The organism is Shewanella nanhaiensis (assembly GCF_019457885.1).
In the GTDB taxonomy this organism is placed as follows: domain Bacteria; phylum Pseudomonadota; class Gammaproteobacteria; order Enterobacterales; family Shewanellaceae; genus Shewanella; species Shewanella nanhaiensis.
On sequence record NZ_JAHZST010000026.1, the window covers coordinates 21,273 to 47,850 of the forward strand.

Sequence of the window (26,578 nt, forward strand, 5' to 3'; positions counted from 1 at the left end):
TTTGGCTATTGCCAACCATTCTTTCAGCTAGTTTTAGTTTACTCTATTAAGAAAGAGGATAAATGCCAACAACTGGGCTACATCTTGGTCTCTCCACACTTTTTATCCGTAAAAATTTGCTCACAGAGGAGCAGATCGCTTCCTCTATCACCAAATCTAGACAAAGCAAACAATCTCTTGTTTCCACTGTTATCTCTGAAAAGTTAATTTCGGCTCGTGAAATTGCAGAACTCTGTTATGAAGAGTATGGCACCCCGCTGCTTGATCTCGATGAGTTCGATATTGCTAGCATTCCTGAAGATTTTCTTAATAAGAAACTAATTGAAAAACATAAATGCCTGCCACTTTTTAAACGGGGAAACCGCCTCTATATCGGCACCTCAGATCCAACTAACATTGCCGCTTTAGAGGATTTCCAGTTCAGTGCAGGTTTGCATGCCGAAGCTATATTAGTCGAAGATGACAAGCTCACTAAAGCATTAGAAAAGGTGCTTGAGGAAGATATATCAGCGCTAGATATTGGCGGCATAGATGAAGATGCGCTAGCCGGCATTGAAGTTGAAGATACAAGTAAACGCGATGATGATCAAAATGGAGAGGGAGGTGATGATGCGCCAATTGTTATCTATATCAATAAAATTCTTACCGATGCTATCCGCAAGGGAGCCTCAGATCTCCACTTTGAACCCTACGAGAAGCGCTATCGTATCCGCTTTCGTATTGACGGCATACTTCATGAAGTATCAGAACCTCCAGTCAACTTATCAGGCCGAATATCCGCCCGTTTAAAGGTGATGTCAAAGCTAGATATTGCCGAGCGTCGTGTGCCACAAGATGGCCGCATCAAGATGAAGCTTTCACGCACAAAATCTATCGATTTTCGTGTGAGCACTCTTCCCACAATTTGGGGAGAAAAGATAGTAATGCGTATCTTAGACTCCTCTTCGGCGCAACTTGGCATTGAAAAACTAGGTTATGAGGATGATCAAAGGCAGCTTTATGAAGAGATGCTCTCGAAACCTCAGGGAATGATCCTAGTCACGGGCCCTACTGGTTCTGGTAAAACCGTCTCTCTCTATACAGGCCTTAACATCTTAAATACCGAAGAGCGCAACATCTCCACAGCAGAAGATCCAGTTGAAATCAATCTCGAAGGTGTAAACCAGGTTCATATCAACCTTAAAGCTGGGCTAACTTTCGCTTCAGCGCTGCGCTCATTCCTACGTCAAGATCCTGATGTGGTGATGGTGGGTGAGATCCGAGACTTAGAAACCGCGGAGATAGCCATTAAAGCGGCTCAAACTGGTCATTTAGTACTCTCAACTTTGCATACTAACTCAGCCGCAGAGACACTCACTCGACTAATTAATATGGGCGTGCCAGGATATAACATTGCCAGCTCAGTAAACCTGATTATTGCTCAGCGTTTAGCTCGAAGACTCTGCCCTGAGTGTAAACAACCAGAAAATATCCCTGAACATGAACTTCAAAAGCTCGGATTCCCACATGAGTTAATTGACAAGGGAATAACCATATACAAGCCTATAGGTTGTGATTTGTGCTCTGGAGGTTACAAGGGGCGAGTGGGTATATATGAAGTAATGAAGATGTCAGATGAGATAGCTCGTACTATTATGGAGGGAGGTAACTCTCTACAAATTGCCAATCAAGCTAAAACTCAAGGTATGCGGGACTTAAGAGGCTCAGGACTTTTAAAAGTCGTTCAAGGTGTCACTAGCATTACTGAGATCAATCGCGTCACTAGCTTTTAGTTTTAATATTTATCTAACTTCCTATATATCTAAGTAGCAAAGGAATGAACCATGGCCACGGCAACAGCAAGTAAAAAAACCAATAAAAAAACAGCCAAGGCCCAACCTAAGGTTTTCACCTATGAGTGGAAAGGCCTAAACCGTGATGGCAAAAAAACCTCAGGTGAACTTCGTGGAGCAACGATCGCAGAGGTAAAAAGCCAGCTAAAATCCCAGGGCGTTAACCCTAAATCAGTAAAGAAAAAAGCCGCATCTCTTTTTAAACTCGGCGATCCTAAAATAACAGCCATGGATATCGCCATGGTCACTCGCCAGATAGCCACCATGCTTCAAGCTGGTGTCCCACTAGTAACAACCATAGAGATGTTGGGTCGAGGTCACGAAAAAGCAAAGATGCGAGAGCTATTAGGTACGATCTTAACTGAGATACAGTCAGGTATTCCACTTTCCGATGCGCTTCGCCCCCACAGGCAATATTTTGACGATCTCTATGTGGATCTTGTCGCAGCTGGAGAGCATTCTGGCTCTCTCGATGCAGTATTTGAGCGTATTGCCCTCTATAAAGAGAAAGCTGAGGCTCTCAAATCTAAAATAAAAAAAGCCATGTTCTACCCAGCAGCCGTTGTCATCGTTGCTGTAGGTGTAACAACTATGTTGCTAGTCTTTGTGGTTCCTCAATTTCAGGAGATCTTCTCAGGTTTTGGTGCAGAGCTACCGGCTTTTACACAGCTAGTGATTAACATATCTGAAGCGCTTCAAGCATCATGGTACATCTTTGCCATTACTATTATTGTTGCTGTTTTTCTATTTCGTCGCACTCACCTGCACTCGCAAACCTTCAGAGATAAGGTCGATGCACTTGTCTTAAAAATACCAGCCATAGGTCCTATCCTACATAAAGCCGCTATGGCGCGATTTGCAAGAACCTTAGCAACAACCTTCGCTGCGGGTGTCCCCCTTATAGAGGGCTTGGAGTCTGCTGCTGGTGCTTCGGGTAATGCAGTGTATCGTAATGCACTGCTCAAAGTGCGCTCTGAAGTGATGTCGGGCATGCAGATGAATGTCGCCATGAGAACAACAGGGCTTTTCCCAGATATGCTAATTCAGATGGTGATGATAGGCGAAGAATCAGGCTCGTTGGATAATATGCTTAATAAAGTGGCTAATATCTATGAGATGCAGGTAGATGATGCCGTAGATGGACTATCTAGCCTAATCGAGCCTATTATGATGGTGGTCATCGGCACTCTAGTTGGTGGCTTAATCGTCGCCATGTATCTACCTATTTTTCAGATAGGAAAGATTGTCAGCTAGGCAGCCAGAGCATAGCTGAATATAATCATGGCTTCCTAACCACTTAAAGCGTCAGTTAAAATACTGACTAATAATAACGCCAAATAAGAAACTAAAACTCCATGTCCGAATTTATTTCAACCATGAGCCATAACTTGTGGCTCTTTGCCATGATTAGTTTTGTTTTTGCAGCCGTTATCGGCAGCTTTCTCAATGTCGTCATTCACCGCTTACCAGTAATGATGAAGCGAGAGTGGCAGCAGGAGTGCAACCAATACCTGAATGAATACCATGAAGCGCTAATTAAGCCTATTGCTAAGAAACTAGAAAATCCAATTGATAGTTATCCTGAAAAATACAACTTAATCATACCTAATTCAGCATGCCCAAAATGTGGCACCAATATAAAACCTTGGCATAACCTCCCTATTCTTGGATGGCTAATGCTTAAAGGCAAATGTGCATCATGTCAGACTCATATTTCAGCCAGATACCCTGTTATAGAGTTATTGACTGGGTTAGCTATCGCATTTCTGGCACTTCATTTTGGCCCAAGCATTGAGTTTGCCTTAGCCACGATATTAACTTTTGGCTTGATCGTCTTGACTGGGATAGATCTTGACGAAATGCTGTTACCAGACCAAATCACCCTCCCACTGCTCTGGCTAGGACTTATCATCAACCTCAACGGTACTTTTGCTAGCCCAACTGATGCCATTATTGGTGCTGCAGCCGGTTACATTAGTCTCTGGAGTGTATTTTGGGGGTTTAAGCTATTAACAGGCAAGGAAGGGATGGGTTATGGCGACTTTAAGCTATTAGCCGTATTCGGTGCTTGGCTGGGTTGGCAACTACTCCCCATAATAGTATTACTCTCTTCACTCGTCGGAGCTATTATTGGTATTGGATTGATTGTGACAAAAAAAATCAATCACACAAACCCTATCCCGTTTGGCCCCTATATCGCTATCGCGGGTTGGATAGCCATGATATGGGGCTCAAGTATCAACGCTTGGTACCTCTCCACCCTTTAGAATCAAATGTTAGAGACACCTTTTAGGCTATAGAGACATGACAAATTTAGTAGTTGGGTTAACAGGTGGAATTGGCAGTGGTAAAACAACCGTTGCCAATATATTTGCAGAGTTAGGCATTGAACTAGTCGACGCCGATATTGTTGCACGTGAAGTGGTTGCAATAGGATCGCTTGGGCTCACTAAAATAACTCAACACTTTGGTGCCGATATTCTTAACTCTGACTCCACACTAAACAGAGCTAAACTTAGGGAACATATTTTTTCAAAACCCGAAGAACTAGAGTGGCTAAATGCCCTATTGCATCCCATTATCCGTGCAGAGATGTTAAAGCAACTCGATAATACCCGCTCACCCTATAGCATTTTGATTGCTCCCTTGCTATTTGAGAATGGATTAGATAGGTTAGTAGATCGAACACTTTTGGTTGATATTTCACCAGAGCAACAACGCAATAGAACAAAGATCAGGGACTCAGTAACTGCAGAGCAGATACAGAAGATAATAGATAGCCAAGCTTCAAGAGAAGAGAAGCTGTCAAAAGCTGATGATGTCATCGACAATCATGGAGAGAGATCGGCACTTAGAAATAAAGTGGTTGCATTACATAATAATTATTTAAAATTGTCCAATAACACTTAATCAATGCCATGACAGAATTGACCTATGAACAACCTTTAAACGAAAAAACCAGAAGCTTTCTTCGATTAGAGTATTTATCACAGCAGCTCGAGACAAATGTGGAACAAGATCATCAACACAGATGCTTCTACCCGCTTTTTTCTTTGTGCGAATTAACCGAACGCTGTGACTATCGTGGTGAAGTGTTAAAGGATCTTGATAAACAGATAATCACACTCTCTAACTGGCAAACTCTTCCCCATATAGATAAACAACAGGTCGAACTCTATTTAAACCGCTTAGTCACAGCCAAGGAAGCCCTACAAGCCTGCGACCGCCCAGGATCAGCACTTAAACAAGATCGTTTCTTAGCCGCACTAAGGCAGAGATTCAATATGCCGGGTGCCTGTTGTAACTTCGACCTCCCCCAGCTTCACTACTGGCTAGCTAAACCTTGGGATGTACGTCAGCAAGAATACCTAGCTTGGGTCGAGAATTTTACAGCCTTACTAAACCCAATAAAACTCCTGCTTGAACTCACCAGACAGACAACCCAATTCAACGATACCACGGCTAAAGTTGGTTTTTTTCAAGGTAATAGCAATCAAGCACTCTCAATGATACGAGTCAAAATTGACTCTCAACAGGGCTGCTACCCAACTATCAGTGGGCACAAAAATCGCTTTGCGATTCATTTTGTTCAATTTGAACAACAGAAACACTCAGATAAAACCATAGAATTCCAATTAGCCACCTGCGCTTAAAATCAGTATTATTACCCATCTCTCTAATCCCTTAGCGACAACAGTTTGCTAACCTAAGTAATTGAGTCTTACGTCATGCCTACAAGTGTAAAGTGCCCTACCTGCCAAAAAGATGTGCTCTGGAATAACGAATCTAAATTTAAACCTTTCTGCTGTGAACGCTGCAAGCTTATCGATCTTGGAGACTGGGCGTCAGAAAAGCATGCCATCCCCGTTAAACCCGAGTTTGATGCTGATGACTTAGATAACCTAGGTTATGACGAAGCTGATTTTTTCAAAGAGAATTAACCTATGACAGACTCAGTAAAAAAGAGAGTACATGTTGCAGTAGGCGTTATCATCAATGATAAACAAGAGGTTTTACTTGCAAAACGTCTTGATCATCTTCATCAAGGTGGAAAGTGGGAGTTTCCTGGCGGCAAAATTGAGCTAAATGAAACTGTAACGGATGCACTTAAGAGAGAACTCAAGGAGGAGGTCAATTTAGATGTTGCTTCAAGTAGCCCACTTATGGAAATAAATCACGATTATCCAGACAAGCAGGTGTTACTCGATATACACTTAGTCACTCATTTCGCAGGTAAAGCCACTGGTCTAGAGCAGCAAGAGGTCTGCTGGGTACCAAAAAAAGAGCTGGTAAATTATGAGTTCCCAGATGCTAACAAGCCTATTCTTGACAAAATTTTAGCAGATTAATACAGCTTAACTAAGCAGCAAAAATAATACTGCACAAAAAAGCCAGTTGATACAATCAACTGGCTAGTTTAACACTCAGCTCATTGGATTAAGAGCAGCAATCTCGTCGCCACCAGTTTTTGGGTAACTTTTCCACCAGCACTTTTACCATTAAAATAGCTAGCACAACCCCAGAGCTATAGACGATAGCTTCAGGAAGCAAATTATGTTGCTCACCAACCTGCGGCATCACCTCAAATCCAAACGTCTCCACCAGATAGTTAACCAAAATACCTGACAATAGCGCCACACCCAGCACGCCTCCCAGATAACCAAATAGTGCGCGCTTGCCTAACTCTTTAGTGACAACGCCTAATGTTGCAATATTCGTTGCAGGACCAGCCAACATAAATACCAGCACAGCTCCTGGTGAAACACCAGCTAATAGAAGGCCTGCAGCAATAGGAGTCGATGCCGTAGCGCAGATATACATAGGAACAGAGATAAGTACCATCACTAGCATAGCTAATATGCCATCGCCCCATTTAGCCATAAAATCACCAGGTACATAGGTTTGAACTAATGCGGCAAAAAACAAACCAATCAAAAGCCAAACTGTCGTATCACGCACCAGATCTGTGGCTGCAAAATACAAACCTTTACCGATACGATTTAATACAGAGGTACCTTTGAGCTCAGTTGCCACATCTTTTGTCGACTCACAACATGCTTCACCTTCATCAGCAGTATTACTACTCGTTGAACAACATGAGCTGCTGGCTTTCTGCTTCTCTACAGGCTTATTACTGCAACATGAGTCAGCCTTAACCTTTGTACTAGGGTGAGCAATTAAACTCTCACCAGCATTAATGGGTGTCATGATAACTTCAGGGTTATTTTTTACTCCCTTACTGGCAGTGCAGCAAGAGTTAACCGATTTAGGCTCATCTTTCTCTTTTTTGCTGCAGCAAGATGAAGAACTACTCTTCTTAACACTTTGAGACTCTGACTTTGCGATTACAACTCCGTCGTTATCATCCCTTCCAACTAATAGACCCGCTACAATTGCGCTTGTTACAGCAGCGATGGGCCTGACTATAGCCATAAATGGGCCAAGTAAGACATATGATACTGTCACAGAGTCTACACCGGTTTCAGGAGTAGATACCAAAAAAGAGGTTGTTGCCGCCTTTGATGCTCCAGAGCGACGTAGCCCTACTGCTGCTGGGATAACCCCACAGGAGCATAAAGGTAGAGGTGCACCTAACACCGCCGCTTTGACGGTTGCTTTAAAACCGTGTCCTCCAAGTTGTTTCTGCATCCACGCCATAGGGACAAACATCTTCAACATACCGGCTAAAAATAGCCCTAAAAGCAACCAAGGAGCTGAATCTAAAAAGAGATCTATAAAATTCGCTAACAACATAGACTAACCCTTACTCTGACAATTTTTTGTATACTGAGATGAATCATGGTGATGACCGTGATTTTCACACTTTATGCTATCGGTATTTGACTCTAACGCTTCTAGTATCGAACAATGCTCAGCGCTTTCTGGTCCGCCGCAACATGCATCAGATAGACGCTCTAGGGAAACCTGAAAATGCTTAAGCTCAGCAATTTTTTGATTCACATGCTCAAGTTTGCCGTCTACCATGCCTTTTACATCCGCACATGCCCAATTCGACTTATCCAGCTCAATAGAGAGTAGTTCAGTGATCTCAGCTAAGGTAAAACCAACCGCCTTCGCCCTTAAGATAAAGCGTAATCGCTCCGCGTCATGCTCATTATACAAACGATAACCTGAGTCACTTCTGGAGGATGGTGCTAACAGACCATGCTTTTCATAAAACCTCAATGTGTCGGCCTTCACCTCACACTGCTTAGCTAGCTCACCAATTCGATACATGAGTTGCCCTTATCAACCATCATAAATAACCTAGAATATGACTAAGTATAAACCTTGGAGTTAAATCTAAGGTCAAGGGTTATAGTGCAATAAATCTCTCCTTAAAACACCTTTTAGCTAACCAGTGTGTGAAGAGTCGCAAAGTTTACACGCGCCGCCGCCAATCAGCCCTGAAATATCCCCTTTAGCCGTGACTCTTTGTTCGCATATGCGTATTGTGAAATCACATATAAATAAAAAGCCTAGAGAGAAGATTTACGTTAAAATACGCGCGCTGCGAAGGAGGCAAGTGCAAGAAGCTAGCATTGAGGGACTTTTGGAAAACAGATTTTATTATCGAACCTGATAATACAGTTCTGTTTTCCGAAAGATCCTTAAATATAACTACTGGACACTGTACCCAAAATGAATAATGCCAGACCCATTCGTCGCGCGCTGTTAAGCGTTTCAGATAAAACCGGAATCCTTGAGTTTGCTAAATCACTACACGCTCAAGGCGTAGAGCTACTGTCTACTGGTGGCACCGCCCGCCTTTTGGCAGATAATGGTGTGCCTGTCATTGAAGTATCGGATCATACTGGGCATCCAGAGATCATGGATGGCCGCGTTAAAACTCTGCACCCTAAAGTTCATGGCGGTATCTTGGCACGTCGTGGTATCGATGAGCTTGTCATGGAACAAAACAACATTAAGCCAATCGATCTGGTTGCGGTTAACCTGTATCCATTTGCAGAAACTGTCTCTAAAGAGGGTTGCACCCTCGCAGACGCCGTCGAGAATATCGATATCGGTGGCCCAACTATGGTCCGCTCTACAGCCAAAAACCATAAAGACACCACCATCATAGTCAATGCACATGATTATGATCGCGTCATTGCAGAGATGGAAGCGAATCAAGGTAGCACTACACTAGAAACTCGCTTCGACTTAGCGATTGCCGCTTTTGAACATACAGCCGCATACGATGGCATGATCGCAAACTACTTCGGTACTAAAGTTCCTGCACACAGTAAAGATGAGTGCCACGAAGACTCTAAATTCCCTCGCACCTACAATACTCAACTAGTTAAAAAACAAGATCTACGTTATGGCGAGAATAGCCATCAAACAGCCGCTTTCTATGTCGATACAAATATAGATGAAGCCTCTGTTGCGACAGCTATTCAACTACAAGGCAAGGCGCTCTCCTATAACAATATCGCCGACACCGACTCTGCACTTGAGTGCGTTAAAGAGTTCAGTGAACCCGCCTGTGTGATTGTAAAGCATGCCAACCCATGTGGCGTAGCCATTGGTGAAAACCTACTTGAAGCCTACAATCGTGCCTTCCAAACCGATCCTACCTCGGCTTTTGGTGGCATTATTGCCTTCAACGCAGAGCTGGATGCTGAAACTGCAACAGCGATTGTTGATCGTCAGTTTGTAGAGGTCATTATCGCCCCTAAAGTTAGCCAGGCCGCTCGTGATGTTGTTGCATCTAAGGCCAATGTTCGCCTGCTTGAGTGTGGTGAGTGGACAAATAAGACCACCAGCCTGGACTACAAGCGTGTTAACGGCGGGCTGCTTCTTCAAGATAGAGACCAAGGTATGGTTGGACTTGATGAAGTGAAAGTCGTCTCTAAGCGTCAACCGACTGAAGCTGAGATGAAAGATCTAATGTTCTGCTGGAAAGTCGCCAAATTCGTTAAATCTAATGCCATTGTGTATGCAAAGAACAGCATGACAATTGGTGTTGGCGCAGGCCAAATGAGCCGTGTCTATAGTGCTAAAGTGGCTGGAATTAAGGCTGCTGATGAAGGGTTAGAGGTACAAGATTCAGTAATGGCATCCGATGCTTTCTTCCCATTCCGTGATGGCATCGATGCAGCAGCCGCAGCTGGTATCAGCTGTATCATCCAGCCAGGTGGCTCTATCCGTGATGAAGAGATCATTGCAGCAGCTGATGAGCACGGCATGGCGATGGTATTTACCGGCATGCGCCACTTCCGTCATTAATTGATAAAAAGGTTCAAGATTTTTGACCCTAGAATCTTGAGCCTCTAAAAATTAATTTTTAACGTTTAGAGCAAACCATTTTTTCTAGTTCAAAGAAAGCACGCGCAATGTATGCCAATACATGAGCATGCTTGATGCCGAAATAGGAAATATGGCGCAGCTATAAAAGGATAAAAAATGAATGTATTAGTAATAGGTGGCGGCGGACGTGAGCACGCTCTCGCATGGAAAGCGGCTCAGTCAGCACAAGTAGAAACCGTATTTGTCGCACCAGGCAATGCCGGTACCTCTATGGAACCTAAGCTTGAAAATGTCGCGATTCAGGTTGAAGATATCCCAGCTCTTGTCGCTTTTGCACAAGATAAAGCCATTGAAATCACTATCGTTGGCCCGGAAGTGCCTTTAGCACTCGGTGTGGTGGATGCATTCAATGACGCTAAGCTACCGATTTTTGGCCCAACACAAGGTGCTGCGCAGCTAGAGTCATCTAAAGCTTTCACTAAAGATTTCTTAGCTAGACACAATATCCCAACCGCAGCCTACTCAAACTTTACTGAGATTGAGCCAGCTAAAGCCTATGTAACTCAAGTCACGGCTAATACTGGCTTCCCGATTGTAATAAAAGCCGATGGCCTTGCTGCGGGTAAAGGTGTGATCATCGCCGAAGACCAAATTCAAGCCGATGCCGCTATTGAAGATATGCTAGCAGGGAATAAATTTGGCGAAGCCGGCTCTCGCGTGGTTATCGAAGAGTTTCTTAAAGGTGAGGAAGCCAGCTTTATTGTTATGGTTGACGGTAAAAACATTCTTGCCATGGCCACCAGCCAAGATCATAAAGCCCGTGATAACGGTGATTACGGTCCAAATACCGGAGGTATGGGTGCATATTCACCGGCTCCTGTCGTCACTCAAGCGGTACATGACTGGACAATCAACAATGTGATCCGGCCAACCGTCGATGGAATGGCAGCAGAAGGAAATATCTACACAGGCTTCCTATACGCAGGCTTGATGATCGCCCCTGACGGCAGCGCAAAAGTACTTGAGTATAACTGCCGCTTTGGCGATCCAGAGACTCAACCCATTATGATGCGCCTGCAATCAGATCTTGTAGCGCTTTGTCTTGCGGCCACTCGCGGTGAATTAGATAAGGTCACTGCTGAGTTTGATAGCCGCGCAGCCGTAGGCGTCGTTCTGGCTGCTGGCGGATACCCTGAAGCCTACCGTAAGCATGACGTGATTGATGGCCTAGACCTAGGTAACAATAATGCTAAAGTCTTCCACGCTGGCACCAGTATGAAAGATGGCCATGTGGTAACTAATGGCGGACGAGTTCTCTGTGCAACAGCCCTAGGAAATAGCGTCACTGAAGCGCAGCAAGCTGCATATGCTCTTGTTGAAAAGATCCACTGGGATGATATCTACTTCCGCACAGATATCGCCTACCGCGCGATCTCACGGGAAAGTTAATCTTTCTATTAGTGAATAAAAAAACCGGTATTTAGCCGGTTTTTTTATATTCACAGTTTTATAGCAACCACTATGGAGCTGCCACCAACACAGACAAAACAGGATATAGATCACACTTTTCTCTTTAGATGAAGCGCACTATATTGTCATCAATTTGAATGAGAGGAAGTATCAATGAAATATTCTATTGGCGATCTAGTTTATCAAGGGGAAACGGCAGGAGTACATAATTGGAATACGATATCAGGCACCTCTTTTTACTGGCACCCTGATTGGCTTCATATCGCAGAGGAGGCCACTGGCGTCACCCCAACGGCTCAAATAACACCATCAGATAATCAGATAACCCAAAGCGATGCAGAGCAAACTATCATTAATCACTTAAATACTAACTCCTAGCTTTACTCTCTTAGATATCCCGTTTGAAGCATCTAATAGCCTGAAGAGCTGGCTCTTCGGGCCATTCTATCGATCATTCCCGGAGCAACTAACTTTACAAACCGTCCTAATTTTCCTCTAAGTGAGGTGATCATCATTCTATTACGACCCGAGATCACTGGTAACATCATCCGAGCACACTCCTCGGCCGACATCACTCTTGATTCCTGAATTGGGGCTTGACCTAAAGGCTCACCGTCAGCATCTAAGGCACGTTTATGGGCCTGAGTAGTGACAAAATCCGGACAGAGAGTCGTCACGGCAACATTATGCTCAGCCAGCTCAATACGCAAAGACTCAAAAAAGCCCATAACTGCATGCTTTGATGCAGCATAACCGGCTCTAGCAGGGACTCCTGTCAGTCCGGCTAATGAAGCCACGACCACCACTTGCCCTTGAGTTAACTTCAATTGTGGAAGTGCTGCATGTGTTAAGTAAGCAGGGCCTAGATAATTAACCTGCATTATCCGTTCTAACACACTTAAATCCGATAATTCATCGAATTTAGACCACATGGTCATTCCGGCATTATTGATTAAGATATCTAAGCAACCAAAGTGCTCTACCGTGGCATCAATTAACTCTTGGCATTGTGACTGACTGGTGACATCTGTGGCAAACACCAGGGGAGGCTCCCCTTGACTCTCTATCTCGTGTGCTAAAGAGAGTAATCTAGACTCGTTCCTAGCACTCAATACCAATTTACACCCCAGAGGTGCCATGGTGAGTGCCAACGCGCGGCCAATTCCTTCTGAGGCCCCGGTGATAATAATGACTTTTCCATTTAATCCATCCATATTCATTCCTTGAATAATATCTCTTACTATCTATTCATATAAAATCAAACACTTACATCGTTATGGCAAACTTTATGCGCTCAAAAGTTGAACTTCAGATACAAGTTTAGCTTGTTCAACTTGAATCGCTCGACTTTGCACATAATTATTTAAAGGTTTTGGCCTGCCTATTGCGTACCCTTGAGCATAGTTAATACCAATTTTCTCTAATTTATCAATAATATCTTGGTTCTCTACAAACTCAGCCACAGTTTCAATTCCCATGGCACAACACACATCATGAATCGATTTTACAATAGCAAAATCTTTGGCATTGTTAGCTAAGTTTTTGACAAAACAACCATCGATTTTAACGTAATCAACGGGCAACTCTTTCAGGTAGCCATAAGATGCAAAACCACTACCGAAATCATCTAGGGCAAATGAAAAACCAAGTTTGCGTAGATGATTAATCATATCCATAGCGCGATTACGGTTTTGAATAGCACTGGTTTCTGTTATCTCGAAACAGATACACTGACTCGGGATCTCAAAACGCTCATACTGCTTAGCGATATACTCAACCATTCCCTCCGCTCCTAAGCTGTTACCTGAAAGGTTGATGGAAATGCAGTGATCATCCCAGATATCTTCATGCAAAGATAACCAGAGGAATGTTTTACGAATAACCTCTTTATCCACTTCATTCATCAACTTAAAGCGTTCGGCGGCTTCAATAAATTGTGCAGGGGCGAGTATCCGACCACAAGGCTCTTGCACACGCAGTAATATCTCCATTCGCTGACGAGTGACTCCCTCCCCCATCCCTTTGATCTCTTGGTAATATAGAAGCAGTTCATTATGCTCAATCGCCTGTCCGATCCTCACTGCCCACATGGGCGCATTACGTTGGTAAACAGACTCCTTATCTTTATCATCATAAAAATGGATCTGGTTACTCCCTTTACGTTTCGCGGCTAAACAAGCAATGTCTGCATCTTTTACCAGCTCTTTTGATGCAATATAGGGCGCGCGGGCAATTGCGATGCCGACACTGACCCCAACTCGGTAATGGCAAGCATTATGATGTAGAACCTGAAGTGATACTCTGGAGATCACACGTTTCACTATTTGAGCAACTTCAACGGCGCTTTGGTTTCGTATTGCCAAACCAAATTCATCGCCGCCTAAACGCGCGAGCAAATCCTCTTTATTCAGGCAAGACTGTATTGCTTTAGCCACCATGGCCAACATCTGATCTCCAGCACTATGACCACAAGAATCATTGATTAACTTAAATTGCTCAAGATCAAAGTAACAGATGGCTAGAGAGTGCGCGTTCTCACTAAAGTGAGCCAATCTCTCCTCAAAAGCCCTTCGATTAAGCAGAGATGTTGTTGGGTCAAAGTTAGCTCTGACTCTCAGCTGCCGCTTTAATTTCTCCTCTTGGGTTATATCTCTAAGCACAACCACAGAGCCAACCACCTCTTGTTGGTGGTTCAATAAACTACTAACACTACGCTCCATAACCTTAGCATTACTAGTCCTAAACATATGTTTATTCAGTATAGTTGGCTGTGCTTGAGTCCCCATAACATCCAACAAAGCACTCTTAATCGTTTTGTCAGCTTTTAAAAGTGTGTCTACCTTGGCACCAATTGCCTTAGCCTCTTTAATCTCAAGCATTCGCTCAGCTTGGGGGTTCAAATAAACAACTGTAGCGTGTGTATCAGTTAAAATTACCGCCTCAGCAATTGACTCTAAAGTTATTTTAGCTCGCTCTTTCTGCTGAAAAATACGTGCTAATAATGTGTTTACCCTATCAGCCATTACAATCAATTCGGAGCAACCAGAGCCTTGTATCGGTGTATAGGCCTTTGCTTTAGGGTCGATATCCGCAAGTTGAGACATCAAGCGATGAAAGGGTCGAATAAGACCAAGTTTCAACCAGGTATAACCAATGATGAGTATCAACAGCCCAAGACCAACAATCCCAAAAGTCACAAGATCGTATTTAAGCCAGACCTTGTTATACATCTCTGTGGAAAACTGAACCTCAAGGTGGGACTCTTGCAAAGGCAGCAAACTGGCAACATCGAGATCGGCAATATACTTTGAGCCATCGATTATATAATGATCTCCTGCTGGTCCATCCGCGAAATAGATCTTGTGAACAAAATCATTCGCTCCATAGCTAGACAACAGCTCCTCTGTCAGCTTTCTTACAATCAAAACTGATTTATGATCAGTGATAGGAACTAGGCTAACAATAAAGCCACTATTATCTTCGATGTAAACGCCACTTTTTCTCTTGGTATGGCTCAATAGCTCCTTGGGTAACTTATCAAATTCAAAAGAGAGGATATCGTCATAAAGCGGTGAGAAGGGCTCTAACTCACCCTGGTTAAGATAAAATAGACTAAGGCTGTCCGAGATTGCACTGTTACGCCAAGCTTCATCTAATGAAACTCTGGACATGGGGCTAAGTTCTGCAATAGGAACCGCATAAACATCGGCCATTAGCGTCAATTGTTTAATGTCACTGTTTAACTGTGTCTTGATAGCCACTAACTCAGCGTTAACGGCATCCATTCTTAATCTATCGACTCTATGTTCAAACCACATGCTTAAACAGTAAGAAACGGCAATAACTGCCGGAAGACAGAAGCCAACAACAAAGACGATGAGTTTCTTGCCAATATGCATTTTGTCTCACAGGGATCATTCATGGAAAATTAACAGCGGCTCCACTCAAAATAGACTGAAGCCATAACTTCGCCGTGCAAAATACCCCATTTGGGAACAGGATAACACCCGCTATAATTTGCCCGTTGCTAAAGTAAGCGATAGGGTGCATCCTTCTAGACCGCTTAGCTTTGATTTAGCACACAAAACCCTCTGTAAAATTAATATTTACCTCATTTTGAGATCTGATCGGCCTATCCCCAATCGGCTGTGAAACTTTTGTGACACTTTTAAAACCAAGTTGTGAAAAACACGCGATACTGCAGTGATCTCATTGAGTAATACTCGACATATACACCAATATGGAGAGAGATAATGAACCTAAATAAAGTAAGTAAGATTTTAATACTCAATGGGCTAATGCTAGCTGCACCGACCATGGCTGCAGAGTTAGAGATAAGCATCACAAACCTAACTCAAGGCAATCACTTTACCCCCATCCTCATCACAGCTCACGATAGCACCAGCCATCAATTTCAAGCTGGTGAGATGGCAAGCCCAGCATTGCAGAAAATGGCAGAAGGCGGTGATATAGCAGATCTTATGGCTGCAGCAACAGGTAATAACGAATTAACGGTAGGCAATCCAGCTGAAGGGCTTTTAGCTCCAGGCGGAAAAGTTAACGAGATAATGTTAGATACTCAATCCATGACACACCTATCTATCGTCGCCATGGTATTACCCACGAATGATGCTTTTATTGGACTCGATGCTTGGGAAATACCCACCACTCCTGGCACCTACACCATCAATGTTAACGCTTATGATGCGGGTACAGAGGCCAATGATGAGATAGTCAATGGCGGTGGAATGTCAGGTACACCTGGTATCCCAGCAGCACCAGGGATGGATGCAGGAATGAATGGAACCGGCGTCAGTGACACAAGTGCTAACGACAAGGTACATATTCATCCAGGTGTATTAGGTGATATGGATGAAGCAGGTGGTATAAGCGACCTTGATAGCCGTATTCACAGATGGTTAAACCCAGTAGCAAGAGTCGTTGTTGAAGTTAAATAGGTGGTATCAGATGAATACATTCAAAACTCTACCACGAAATAAACTTCTTCTCGTGGCTGCAATATCTTCAAGCCTGTTACTCAGTGCCTGTTCCGACAGTGATAATACGCCTGAGGTCACCCCTCCTACACCACCGGCGCCTGTGGTTAATCAAGTTTATAGCGTAACGGTGACAAACTTAACGGCAAACCAGCCAATGTCTCCCATTACACTTATTGCTCACGGTGATATATCAGCCTGGCAGGTCGGCTCTCCAGCAAGTTTGGCATTAGAGACTATAGCTGAGTCTGGTGATGGTTCACTTTTCTCATCCATGGATGACGTAGATAGCGTGACTGTCGGAGCAGGTATCTTGCCCCCAGGCATGTCTGAGAGTATAGAGCTTAGCCTCGCCCCTGATGATGTCGATTCTTTATCCATACTCACCATGTTGGTCAATACCAATGATGCTTTTGCTGGTCTCAATGACTTTTCATTAAGTGATCTAGCTGTTGAGCAAAGCATAAGATTTAGATCAATCGCTTACGATGCTGGCACTGAGTCCAACTCTGAAGCCAAAGGGACACTTCCTGGGCCTGCTGATGGTGGAGAGGGGTTTAATGCTATGCGAGACGATGTTGACAGGGTACACGCTCACCCAGGCGTGATAAGTCAAGACGATGGACTAACAGACTCAGTCCTCTCTGCATCCCATCGGTTCGACAATCCAGTCCTCAACATCACGATAAACCGAACTCAATAATCAGGGCGTTTATCAATCGATGAAATAAAAAGCACTCGAGGTGGGTCTACTCTTTAAGGATCCGCTTCGAGGCACTTAAGATGAATGGAACACGTACAGCGAATAATCAATATACTCACAAAATTTTACTCGTTGAAGATGAGCCGGATCTTGCGAATTTAGTCAAGCTCAACCTCAACACTCTCAATTTTGATGTTATTCACTGCACAACCCTAAAGCAGGCAAACCAAAACCTAGAGCTTAATAGTTTTGATCTTATCTTAATCGATCGAACCCTTCCCGACGGAGATGGACTTATGCTGTGCCAACAACTTCGTCATGCTGGAAAAGAGACACCTTGCATGATGTTGACAGCCAAAGACTCTGAAGCAGATATCGTACTGGGGCTTGAATCAGGAGCTGATGACTACCTAACAAAGCCATTTAGTGTGCTTGAGCTTAGGGCAAGGGTAAAAGCCCTGCTAAGACGAGGTCACCAAACTGAACATGAAGAGCAACAGCTGGACTTCAATGGTATTACTATCAACTGTGACACGCGAGAAGTTATCGCCTTCGACACACAACTCGAGTTAACTGCCAGAGAGTTTGACCTCCTCCTATTTATGGCTAAACATCCTAAGCAGGTATTTAGTCGATTGCAGCTATTAGAAGCCGTTTGGGGTTACTCCTACTCAGGCTATGAACATACAGTAAATAGTCATATAAACCGCCTACGTGCCAAGCTATCCCATTGCACTCCTGCTGCTGAGCTTGTTAAAACAGTATGGGGAGTAGGATATAAATTCTCACCACCAGAAACACGGTCACATTAATGAATAGTCTCTTTAGTCGGCTACTACTCTCCGCAAGTTTAGTTGTCTTCATTTTGATCTTAGCACTTTGGCAATGGTTTCAGTTTAACCAAGAGTTCAGCAGAGATCAGGTACAGCAATCCTTGCATCGAGATCTGGCTCTACATATGTCCCATATCAACCCACTTCTATCACAAGGGATCACCTCTGATGCCGCCTTAAAGGAGGCCTTTCATGACTTTATGCTATTAGGCCCAAGCTTTGAGATATACACACTCGATACTTTAGGCAATGTGGTGGCATATGATGCTAAAGCAGAAAAAATAAAACGCTTAAGAGTCGATACCCACGCATTGAAAAATTTTATAGATGGGGATGAGTTACCAATTAAAGGTATGGATCCCCGTTCTGCAAACAGTAAAAAGATATTTTCAGCAGCCTATCTGCAAAGTCCCGATGGCAAAAAGACGGGTTATCTCTATGTGATCATAGGTGGTGAAGATTTCGATATGTGGCAATCCTTAGTCAGCGAACATCAAGCCCCTAGGTTTTGGGTTGGGGTTGCATTAGCTTCTATCCTTTTTGCCTTAATACTATTTGCTTTATTAGCAAGATATCTCACCAATCCACTTTCAAGATTAGAGCGCGATTTAGGCGTACTTGGTAGCCAAAAACTCAGTGACGGCCTATCGCTTCCTGATGAGTATCGGGGTAGCAGTGAGATTCAACAACTGAGTTTACATATTAACCATTTATTAGAGAAAATCAGTCAGCAACACCAAGCAATAAACCAGCAACAGCAAGCTCGGCATGACTTCATGCTGCACCTGTCTCACGACCTAAAAACACCACTCACCTCACTTCAGGGGTACATAGATACCTGGTTACTGATGCCAAAAAGTGAACGTAGTAGCGATTTAATAGAGGTCGCAGCCAATTCAGGAAGACATTTACAAAGATTGTTAAGTCAGATGCTGGAACTAGCAGCCCTAGAGAATGGGCAGATAACACCAGAGTTTAAACCCGTAGAACTAACCCACATACTCCATGAATTAGTGCTTATTTTTGCCCCTAGGGCAAAGCAGCAAAATGTCATGCTGGACTTTGAGCTTGACTCAGAGCTCACTGTACTGACAGATCCACAGCTGTTAATGCGAGTATTAAGCAACCTAATCGACAACGCTATTCGTTATACACCTGCAGGTGGCAGCATCACCATAAAATCGCGGCCACATCAATCCGAAGAGCTACTGCATGTCAATGATAATCCTGTATGGCTTTGTGTATCAGATAATGGTTCTGGGATGCATAAACATGAGCTTCAAGCACTAAAACAATTAAAAGCAAAACCCACTTTCAACCGCACTGACGTGCTCCCTCAACTGGGCGTTGGATTAGCCATTGTCAGACAATTATTAGGCTTACTAAAGTGTAATATTGATATCGAAAGTGTGCCTGGAGAGGGAAGTCAGTTCCATATAGAACTACAACAGATCAAATGATAACAGCGAAATAATCTAAATCAGCGCAATAAAAAAGCCCATCACACAGGATGGGCTCAATGATAACTAGCGACTCAACTACTTATGATATTTAGCTGACAGCTCATGCACCGAATTGATGAATGCGCCAGCATGTTCTGGATCCACATGTTGGTGGATGCCATGTCCTAAGTTAAATACATGGCCAGTACCTTCACCATAGCTAGATAGAATTTGATCTACCTCTTGGTGAATACGCTCAGGAGAAGCATACAGTACAGATGGATCCATATTACCCTGTAGGGCAACTTTATGGCCAACACGACGACGTGCATCGCCAATATCAACTGTCCAATCCAAACCGAGTGCATCACAGCCAGTTTCAGCCATTGATTCCAACCATAAACCGCCACCTTTAGTGAACAGAGTAACAGGAACTTGGCGGCCGTCTGCATGACGTGTTAAGCCATCAACGATCTTCTGCATATAACGCAGAGAGAACTCACGGTATGCGTGATGAGATAACGCACCACCCCATGAATCGAAAATCATCAGAGACTGTGCACCATTTGCTACTTGAGCATTCAGGTACAAAATCACTGAATCAGCAAGCTTGTCGAGAAGCATATGCAAGGTTGCAGGCTCTTCGTAAGCCATCTTCTTAATCTTTTCGAATGTCTTGCTTGAACCACCTTCCACCATGTAAGTGGCCAGAGTCCAAGGTGAGCCAGAGAAGCCAATCAAAGGAACTTCACCTTTAAGCTCACGGCGAATAGTGCTAACCGCACGCATCACATAGCCAAGCTCATCTTCTGGATCTGGAATTGAAAGCTTTTTGATCGCATCGATCGTATCGGTAGGACGCTGGAAACGAGGACCTTCACCGGTTTCGAAGTACAGACCTAAGCCCATAGCATCAGGTATTGTCAAAATATCTGAAAACAGAATAGCAGCATCAAGATCATATCGGCGAAGTGGCTGAAGCGTAACTTCACAAGCTAAGTCCTGATTCTTACACAGTGACATAAAATCACCAGCTTCAGCACGTGTCGCTTTGTACTCTGGAAGGTAACGGCCAGCTTGGCGCATCATCCAAACAGGAGTTCTGTCGACAGGTTGTTTTAGTAAGGCGCGTAAATAACGATCATTTTTTAATTCTGCCATGTGGCTCTATTCCTAGACTTATTGATTTCCGCTGGGCGTAGTTTAGCATTTACGAGAGTAAAATAATCTCCCTGAGATCATTTATGTGACAAACACCACTACATATAAAAAATAACCAAGATGAACATGTTTAACTCAATTGAACAAAGAGTAAACAGAAATGTATCCTGATAAATATTAACAGTGAATGTTCTCAATATGAGAAAAAAAAGTTGCACAGCTCACTGGCCTTTGGTATAAAAAGTCTGCGCTAGCAAGAACAATCAAGAAGCTCGTCGCATCGAGCCCGCAAAACCAATACTCGCCCAGCGATAACATTTATCGCTGGGCATTTTATTTTTAACCGATTCAATCCCCTACCTCGTCACTATTTTCTTCTGAAAAAAACAACCTCTCCGATCAATTTCTATTATCTCGCAAAATAGTCGAATAATGGTTGATTAATACCCTAGTTGTCACCTACATTAGAAGTCAGGGAAGAAATCAGAATCGGGAACTATCATGTTAAAACAATTGGAAAAAGCCGAACAAAGATGGGGTGGTGCAAACACCTTAATCGATCACTGGCTAAACAACCGTCGTAAACTACTGATAAATTACTGCAAAATAGCCGGAATTCCTCCCTACGATTCGACAGAGAAATCGCTCCCTGCAATCACCTTGGTTAAAGAGTTTTGTGATCAGCTCATGGACTATGTTTCTGAAGGGCATTTCGAGGTTTACGATCAAGTCGTGACCGCATGCGAAAAGAACGGTGTTTCAAGCAAAGAGCTCGCTCAAAAGCTCGTTCCCCGTATCAGCGAAACCACAGATTCAGCGCTAGACTTCAATGACAAATACACCGAACTGGTCGATGATAAAGTCTTGTTTCAACTAGATAAAGACCTTTCATCTTTAGGTCATGCGATGGAAACACGCTTCGAATTAGAAGACAAGTTATTAGAAGTCTTGCACACTAAGCATTCATAACAAACTCTTTTCAAAATGTACAACTAGGTTAGTGAGCATCAGCTCTATTCTCTTCCCTAGGAGTAACCTAAAAAAACAGATACAAAAAGGCCAGCTATTTAGCTGGCCTTTTGACTGTTAACTCACTCTACAAAAAAGTTGTTAAACCGCAGACTGAAAAATAACCTCACCAGCCTTCTCTGTATAAGATTCAATCTTATCGAAGTTCAGGTAACGATAGGTATCTGCAGCAGTTGCATCTAGCTCTTTCGCATAAGTCTGATACTCCTCTGCCGATGGCAGACGACCTAACAGCGCAGCAACAGAAGCTAACTCAGCAGATGCCAAATACACATTTGCGCCTGTACCTAAACGGTTAGGGAAGTTACGTGTAGAAGTAGAGACGACAGTCGAACCTTCAGCAACACGCGCTTGGTTACCCATACAAAGTGAACAACCAGGGATCTCGATACGAGCACCAACACGACCAAAGATAGCGTAGTAACCCTCTTCAGTAAGCTGATCACGATCCATCTTAGTTGGCGGAGCAATCCATAAGCGTGTCGGTAAAGTGCTTGCAAACTTATCTAGCATCTTACCTGTAGCGCGGAAGTGACCAATGTTAGTCATACAAGAACCAACGAACACTTCATCAATCTTAGTGTCTTTTACATCTGAAAGCAGTACGGCATCATCAGGATCGTTTGGTGCACAAAGAATTGGCTCTTTAATGTCATTCAAATCAATCTCAATCACAGCAGCATATTCAGCATCTTCATCTGCAGACATCAACTCAGGGTTTGCTAGCCACTCCTGCATTGCAGTAATACGACGTTCGATAGTACGACGATCGCCATAACCTTCAGCAATCATCCACTTCAACATCACGATGTTAGAGTTGAGGTATTCAATAATTGGCTCTTTGTCTAGCTTAATGCTACAACCTGCAGCACTACGCTCAGCAGAAGCATCAGATAGCTCAAATGCTTGCTCTACTTTCAAACTCTCAAGACCTTCAATCTCAAGAACACGACCAGAGAAGAAGTTAATTTTACCTTTCTTCTCAACGGTAAGTAGGCCCATCTCAATCGCTTTATGTGGAATAGCATGTACAAGATCACGCAGTGTGATACCAGGCTGCATCTCACCCTTAAAGCGAACTAACACTGACTCAGGCATATCCAATGGCATAACACCAGTCGCCGCAGCAAAAGCTACCAGACCGGAACCAGCAGGGAAAGAGATACCGAGAGGGAAACGTGTATGAGAATCACCACCTGTACCAACGGTATCAGGAAGTAACATACGATTTAACCAAGAGTGAATAACACCATCACCAGGACGTAAAGAAACGCCACCACGATTCATAATGAAATCAGGTAGTGTATGGTGAGTATTTACATCTACAGGCTTTGGATAAGCCGCTGTATGACAGAAAGACTGCATCGTCAGATCGGCGCTGAAACCTAAACACGCTAAATCTTTTAACTCGTCACGTGTCATTGGACCCGTAGTGTCTTGAGAGCCGACCGAAGTCATCTTAGGCTCACAATATTGACCAGGACGAATACCTGTTACACCACATGCTTTACCAACCATCTTCTGTGCAAGGGTGTATCCCTTACCAGTATCAGCAACATCTTGTGGGAGTACAAACACATCTGATGGCTCAAGTTTAAGCACTTCGCGGGCACGTGCAGTGAGTCCACGGCCAATGATCAACGGAATACGGCCACCGGCACGTACTTCATCCATCAACACATCTGTTTTCAATTTAAATTCAGAGATAACTTCATCGCTATCGTGACGCTTAACAACACCTTGGTACGGGTAGATATCAATCACATCGCCCATATCCATCTTGCTAACATCTAGCTCGATAGGGAGTGCGCCAGCATCTTCCATGGTATTGAAGAAAATAGGCGCAATTTTGCCACCTAAGCAGAAACCGCCACCACGCTTGTTAGGCACATTAGGGATATCATCACCCATAAACCAAAGCACTGAGTTAGTTGCAGACTTACGCGAAGATCCTGTACCAACAACATCACCCACATAGACTAATGGGAAACCTTTAGTTTTAAGCTGCTCAATCTCTTTAATGGGACCTATCACACCTGCTTCATCAGGAACGATACCATCACGAGCATTCTTTAGCATAGCTAGCGCATGCAATGGAATATCTGGGCGAGACCAAGCATCTGGTGCAGGCGACAGATCATCGGTATTAGTCTCACCAGTCACTTTAAATACAGTCAACGAAACCTTCTCTTCAAGCTTAGGGCGGTTTAGGAACCACTCAGCTTCAGCCCAAGAGTTAACGACCTGTTTAGCAAATTCATTACCCGCTTGCATCTTCTCAACTACATCGTGGAAAGAATCAAACATCAATAATGTTTTAGAGAGTGCTTCAACAGCAAGAGGCGCTTGCGCTTCAACATCTAGTTGAGCAATTAAAGGCTCAATGTTGTAACCGCCTTGCATAGTGCCCAACAGTTCAACTGCGCGTGCAGAAGATAAGATTGATGAGGTCACCTCACCTTTAGCAACAGCATCTAGGAAACCTGCTTTTACATAAGCAGCTTCATCTACTCCCGGTGGAATTCGGTTCTCAAGCAGGTCGAGGATAAACGCCTCTTCACCTGCTGGAGGGTTTTTAACTAATTCAACTAGCTCTGCCACTTGCTGGGCATCTAGTGGCTTAGGGACTACGCCCTCTGAAGCACGCTCTTCGACGTGTTTACGATATGCTTCTAGCACGGCAACATTCCTCTTTGTTTGGCGTTCTTACAACAAAACTGCACTGCTTTATAAATAAGCTCACAGTTCAGCAGGCTCGACCCTTATTTCTGGCCGCATTATACTACAAGTCTAGAAAAGTTTGAATCAGATCACACTCTTATAGAGAGCAAACAAGAGATAGATCCATAGCACAACTCACAATGCACTGTAATCTATTCCATTAAACTCATCAATGTAATTAGACCATAGTTTACGAGATTAACTATTTCTATTAATGACAATAACTTACACCTAATACTTATCTGGTTAAATTATAAAATCAGGGATATAAATAATGGGTTTCTTATCTAGAAAATACCAAGTTTATTATCCTCAAAGCCATTATAAAGCTGTAATATTCACCTTAATTATACTGAACATACTGGAATACTATGGCATCACCACTAATTAAAGCTGTTATTTTCGACATGGATGGGGTGTTAATAGACTCTGAACCAGCTTGGCAATTAGCTGAATATGAAACAATGAGAAATCACGGTTTAAACATCAGCTACCAAGATACACTGCAAACAACTGGCCTTAGAATCGATGAAGTCGTCAGTTACTGGTATCAGCGTTTCCCATGGAGGGACTATGACAATCATAAAACCGCCACAGAGATAGTGAATCAGGTTGTTCAACACATATTAGATCATGGTACAGCCATACAAGGCGTATTCAAGGCTCTGGATTTTTGTAAAACGAATGGACTAAAAGTAGGATTAGCCACTTCTTCATCACAAGCTATCATTCAAGCAGTTTTAAACAAACTAGAGATAGGACACTACTTTAATTCAATTCAATCGGCAGAGAATCTAAAGCGCGGAAAACCGCACCCAGAGGTCTACCTTAATTGCATTGATGACCTAGAGCTATCCAGCTCCCAATGTGTTGCAATCGAAGACTCATTCAATGGACTTATTGCAGCCAGATCAGCCAATATGCAAACCATTGCTATCCCTGCACCAGAGCAGAGAAATGATCAAAAATGGATCATCGCTCATAAGCAGTTAGACTCACTACTTGAGCTTCCTGAGTACTTACAAGATAAGTTTTAGTAAAAATGCAATTAACAGTCACAATACGATAGCAGCTGTGAACGAGCATCAATGCCTAAGTTAATTCTATGAGTTGAATTGCACATGGAAAAGCTTGAAACCACCGATTTTCGAGGCCTGGCTCGCCGAGAGAAAAATGCACAAAAGCGGATCCGTCTTTTAGACTTGGCGCACTTCAGTGAAGGTCACAATCGCTCTGAGATAACCAAAATACTTAAAGTGAGCCGTACCAGTGTAAATAAATGGGTAAATGATTTTTTGGAGCAAGGCCTAGTTGGGCTTGAGCACAAAACATCTCCTGGCCGGCCTCCTGCCTTAAATGCTGCTCAATCTAGACAACTTTCAACATTTATTGAACAGCAAAGTCTCTCTGAAACTGGCGGAGACTTTCTGATCATGACATAAATGAATACCTTTTTAAGAATTTTGGCATTAGGTATGAGTTATCAAGCATCTATAGGGTTTTAAAAAGGCTAGGCTTTTCGGTGCTGTATGTCCGTCAAATGGTAACACTGAGGCACTTATCACTCCTTGGATCGACAAAGGGATAATGCACCAGCACCTAAAGCTTATCTCTCAAGCAACCCTTCCAGATCGTCACGCTGTAGTGATCATGGATGATGCCGGTTGGCATAGTAAGGAGCTAGATGAGACAGTATCACTTAGCTAATAAGTGTTTTACCAATTATGAGGATATTGTTGATCAATGCTCACGAGCATGGAATAGCTTTATTAGTGACATTAGTACGGTGAAAACTTTATGCAATCGTTCATGGATAAATCTGACCAGATGATTATACCGATTGGTATTATTAGGCGCCTGGAAATGGCCTACTCTCGGAGTTCGCGCAGCGAACACATGGGGGCGGAGAAGTAGTGCTTTGAATGCGTAGCATTAAGCTACTCTGTAGCGAGAAGCGACGTAGTCGCTGAACTGGAGTCCCCGCTCAGCGGCGGGCCGACGTCGGGAATAGGCATTGCACGTACGTGCTTAAGTGGATAAGCCACCTGACATCGTTTCAGGTCAGCTCGAGCTAATGGCTGTTATTTTAAAAAAGTCCAAACGTAAAAAAGCCACCTTAATAAGGTGGCTTCTTCAC

Annotated in this window: 22 protein-coding genes and 1 pseudogene; 17 read left to right on the forward strand and 6 right to left on the reverse strand. The window is 43.4% G+C overall.

The window, feature by feature from the left end:
* Positions 1 to 62 precede the first annotated feature (62 nt).
* The 7 genes from pilB to mutT all read left to right on the forward strand — a co-directional run bounded on the left by pilB (position 63) and on the right by mutT (position 6,181).
* Complete coding sequence (gene pilB / locus K0625_RS22455; RefSeq protein WP_220111678.1) at positions 63 to 1,772, forward strand: type IV-A pilus assembly ATPase PilB; 1,710 nt, start codon at positions 63 to 65, stop codon at positions 1,770 to 1,772.
* Positions 1,773 to 1,823: 51 nt separating this feature from the next.
* Positions 1,824 to 3,086 (forward strand): type II secretion system F family protein, encoded by a 1,263-nt coding sequence (locus tag K0625_RS22460; RefSeq protein WP_220111679.1) that lies wholly within the window; start codon positions 1,824 to 1,826, stop codon positions 3,084 to 3,086.
* 101 nt (positions 3,087 to 3,187) lie between these two features.
* Positions 3,188 to 4,099 carry a prepilin peptidase gene (locus K0625_RS22465; protein WP_220111680.1) on the forward strand — a complete coding sequence of 304 codons (912 nt, stop codon included), beginning with the start codon at positions 3,188 to 3,190 and terminating at the stop codon, positions 4,097 to 4,099.
* A gap of 37 nt (positions 4,100 to 4,136) precedes the next feature.
* Positions 4,137 to 4,742, forward strand: coding sequence for a dephospho-CoA kinase (coaE, locus tag K0625_RS22470; protein ID WP_220111681.1), 606 nt, complete (start codon positions 4,137 to 4,139; stop codon positions 4,740 to 4,742).
* An 8-nt stretch (positions 4,743 to 4,750) separates the two neighbouring features.
* On the forward strand, positions 4,751 to 5,485 hold the full coding sequence (gene zapD / locus K0625_RS22475; RefSeq protein ID WP_220111682.1) for a cell division protein ZapD: 735 nt from the start codon (positions 4,751 to 4,753) through the stop codon (positions 5,483 to 5,485).
* A gap of 75 nt (positions 5,486 to 5,560) precedes the next feature.
* Positions 5,561 to 5,773, forward strand: coding sequence for a DNA gyrase inhibitor YacG (yacG, locus tag K0625_RS22480; RefSeq protein ID WP_220111683.1), 213 nt, complete (start codon positions 5,561 to 5,563; stop codon positions 5,771 to 5,773).
* Positions 5,774 to 5,776: 3 nt separating this feature from the next.
* Positions 5,777 to 6,181: an 8-oxo-dGTP diphosphatase MutT gene (gene mutT / locus K0625_RS22485; protein ID WP_220111684.1), complete on the forward strand. Its 405-nt coding sequence runs from the start codon at positions 5,777 to 5,779 to the stop codon at positions 6,179 to 6,181.
* 88 nt (positions 6,182 to 6,269) lie between these two features.
* Here mutT and K0625_RS22490 read toward each other — a convergent pair whose 3' ends face one another.
* Together K0625_RS22490 and zntR are read right to left on the reverse strand one after the other, a co-directional pair.
* Complete coding sequence (locus K0625_RS22490; RefSeq protein WP_220111685.1) at positions 6,270 to 7,586, reverse strand: SO_0444 family Cu/Zn efflux transporter; 1,317 nt, start codon at positions 7,584 to 7,586, stop codon at positions 6,270 to 6,272.
* A gap of 3 nt (positions 7,587 to 7,589) precedes the next feature.
* Complete coding sequence (gene zntR, locus K0625_RS22495) at positions 7,590 to 8,069, reverse strand: Zn(2+)-responsive transcriptional regulator (protein ID WP_220111686.1); 480 nt, start codon at positions 8,067 to 8,069, stop codon at positions 7,590 to 7,592.
* Between the two features lie 405 nt (positions 8,070 to 8,474).
* Between zntR and purH the strand changes: the two genes are divergently transcribed.
* The 3 genes from purH (at position 8,475) to K0625_RS22510 (ending at position 11,933) form a co-directional block, all read left to right on the forward strand.
* On the forward strand, positions 8,475 to 10,064 hold the full coding sequence (gene purH, locus K0625_RS22500) for a bifunctional phosphoribosylaminoimidazolecarboxamide formyltransferase/IMP cyclohydrolase (protein ID WP_220111687.1): 1,590 nt from the start codon (positions 8,475 to 8,477) through the stop codon (positions 10,062 to 10,064).
* A gap of 177 nt (positions 10,065 to 10,241) precedes the next feature.
* Positions 10,242 to 11,534 (forward strand): phosphoribosylamine--glycine ligase, encoded by a 1,293-nt coding sequence (gene purD / locus K0625_RS22505; RefSeq protein ID WP_220111688.1) that lies wholly within the window; start codon positions 10,242 to 10,244, stop codon positions 11,532 to 11,534.
* Positions 11,535 to 11,708: 174 nt separating this feature from the next.
* Complete coding sequence (locus tag K0625_RS22510) at positions 11,709 to 11,933, forward strand: hypothetical protein (RefSeq protein WP_220111689.1); 225 nt, start codon at positions 11,709 to 11,711, stop codon at positions 11,931 to 11,933.
* Positions 11,934 to 11,965: 32 nt separating this feature from the next.
* On the opposite strand, the gene K0625_RS22515 is transcribed toward K0625_RS22510, so the two are convergent.
* The gene (locus tag K0625_RS22515) at positions 11,966 to 12,769 is read right to left on the reverse strand and encodes an SDR family oxidoreductase (RefSeq protein WP_220111690.1); all 804 of its coding nucleotides are present in this window, start codon (positions 12,767 to 12,769) and stop codon (positions 11,966 to 11,968) included.
* A gap of 72 nt (positions 12,770 to 12,841) precedes the next feature.
* Positions 12,842 to 15,454, reverse strand: coding sequence for a putative bifunctional diguanylate cyclase/phosphodiesterase (locus tag K0625_RS22520; RefSeq protein ID WP_220111691.1), 2,613 nt, complete (start codon positions 15,452 to 15,454; stop codon positions 12,842 to 12,844).
* A gap of 354 nt (positions 15,455 to 15,808) precedes the next feature.
* Between K0625_RS22520 and K0625_RS22525 the strand changes: the two genes are divergently transcribed.
* The 4 genes from K0625_RS22525 (at position 15,809) to K0625_RS22540 (ending at position 19,548) form a co-directional block, all read left to right on the forward strand.
* Positions 15,809 to 16,513 (forward strand): spondin domain-containing protein, encoded by a 705-nt coding sequence (locus tag K0625_RS22525; RefSeq protein ID WP_220111692.1) that lies wholly within the window; start codon positions 15,809 to 15,811, stop codon positions 16,511 to 16,513.
* Between the two features lie 10 nt (positions 16,514 to 16,523).
* Entirely contained in the window at positions 16,524 to 17,255 is a 732-nt protein-coding gene (locus K0625_RS22530) for a spondin domain-containing protein (RefSeq protein WP_220111693.1), read from the forward strand.
* Between the two features lie 80 nt (positions 17,256 to 17,335).
* Positions 17,336 to 18,067 carry a response regulator transcription factor gene (locus K0625_RS22535; protein ID WP_220111694.1) on the forward strand — a complete coding sequence of 244 codons (732 nt, stop codon included), beginning with the start codon at positions 17,336 to 17,338 and terminating at the stop codon, positions 18,065 to 18,067.
* Positions 18,067 to 19,548 carry a sensor histidine kinase gene (locus K0625_RS22540; protein ID WP_220111695.1) on the forward strand — a complete coding sequence of 494 codons (1,482 nt, stop codon included), beginning with the start codon at positions 18,067 to 18,069 and terminating at the stop codon, positions 19,546 to 19,548. Before K0625_RS22535 ends, K0625_RS22540 begins: the two co-directional genes overlap by 1 nt.
* Positions 19,549 to 19,626: 78 nt before the next feature.
* Here K0625_RS22540 and hemE read toward each other — a convergent pair whose 3' ends face one another.
* On the reverse strand, positions 19,627 to 20,691 hold the full coding sequence (gene hemE / locus K0625_RS22545; protein ID WP_012322937.1) for a uroporphyrinogen decarboxylase: 1,065 nt from the start codon (positions 20,689 to 20,691) through the stop codon (positions 19,627 to 19,629).
* A gap of 501 nt (positions 20,692 to 21,192) precedes the next feature.
* Here hemE and K0625_RS22550 point away from each other — a divergent pair.
* Positions 21,193 to 21,660 (forward strand): Rsd/AlgQ family anti-sigma factor, encoded by a 468-nt coding sequence (locus tag K0625_RS22550; protein ID WP_012322936.1) that lies wholly within the window; start codon positions 21,193 to 21,195, stop codon positions 21,658 to 21,660.
* Between the two features lie 141 nt (positions 21,661 to 21,801).
* On the opposite strand, the gene acnB is transcribed toward K0625_RS22550, so the two are convergent.
* Entirely contained in the window at positions 21,802 to 24,399 is a 2,598-nt protein-coding gene (gene acnB, locus K0625_RS22555; RefSeq protein ID WP_220111696.1) for a bifunctional aconitate hydratase 2/2-methylisocitrate dehydratase, read from the reverse strand.
* A gap of 413 nt (positions 24,400 to 24,812) precedes the next feature.
* On the opposite strand from acnB, the gene hxpB reads away from it, so the two are divergent.
* Together hxpB and K0625_RS22565 are read left to right on the forward strand one after the other, a co-directional pair.
* Complete coding sequence (gene hxpB, locus K0625_RS22560) at positions 24,813 to 25,478, forward strand: hexitol phosphatase HxpB (protein ID WP_220111697.1); 666 nt, start codon at positions 24,813 to 24,815, stop codon at positions 25,476 to 25,478.
* A gap of 84 nt (positions 25,479 to 25,562) precedes the next feature.
* Positions 25,563 to 26,272: pseudogene (locus K0625_RS22565) on the forward strand (helix-turn-helix domain-containing protein).
* Positions 26,273 to 26,578: the final 306 nt, after the last annotated feature.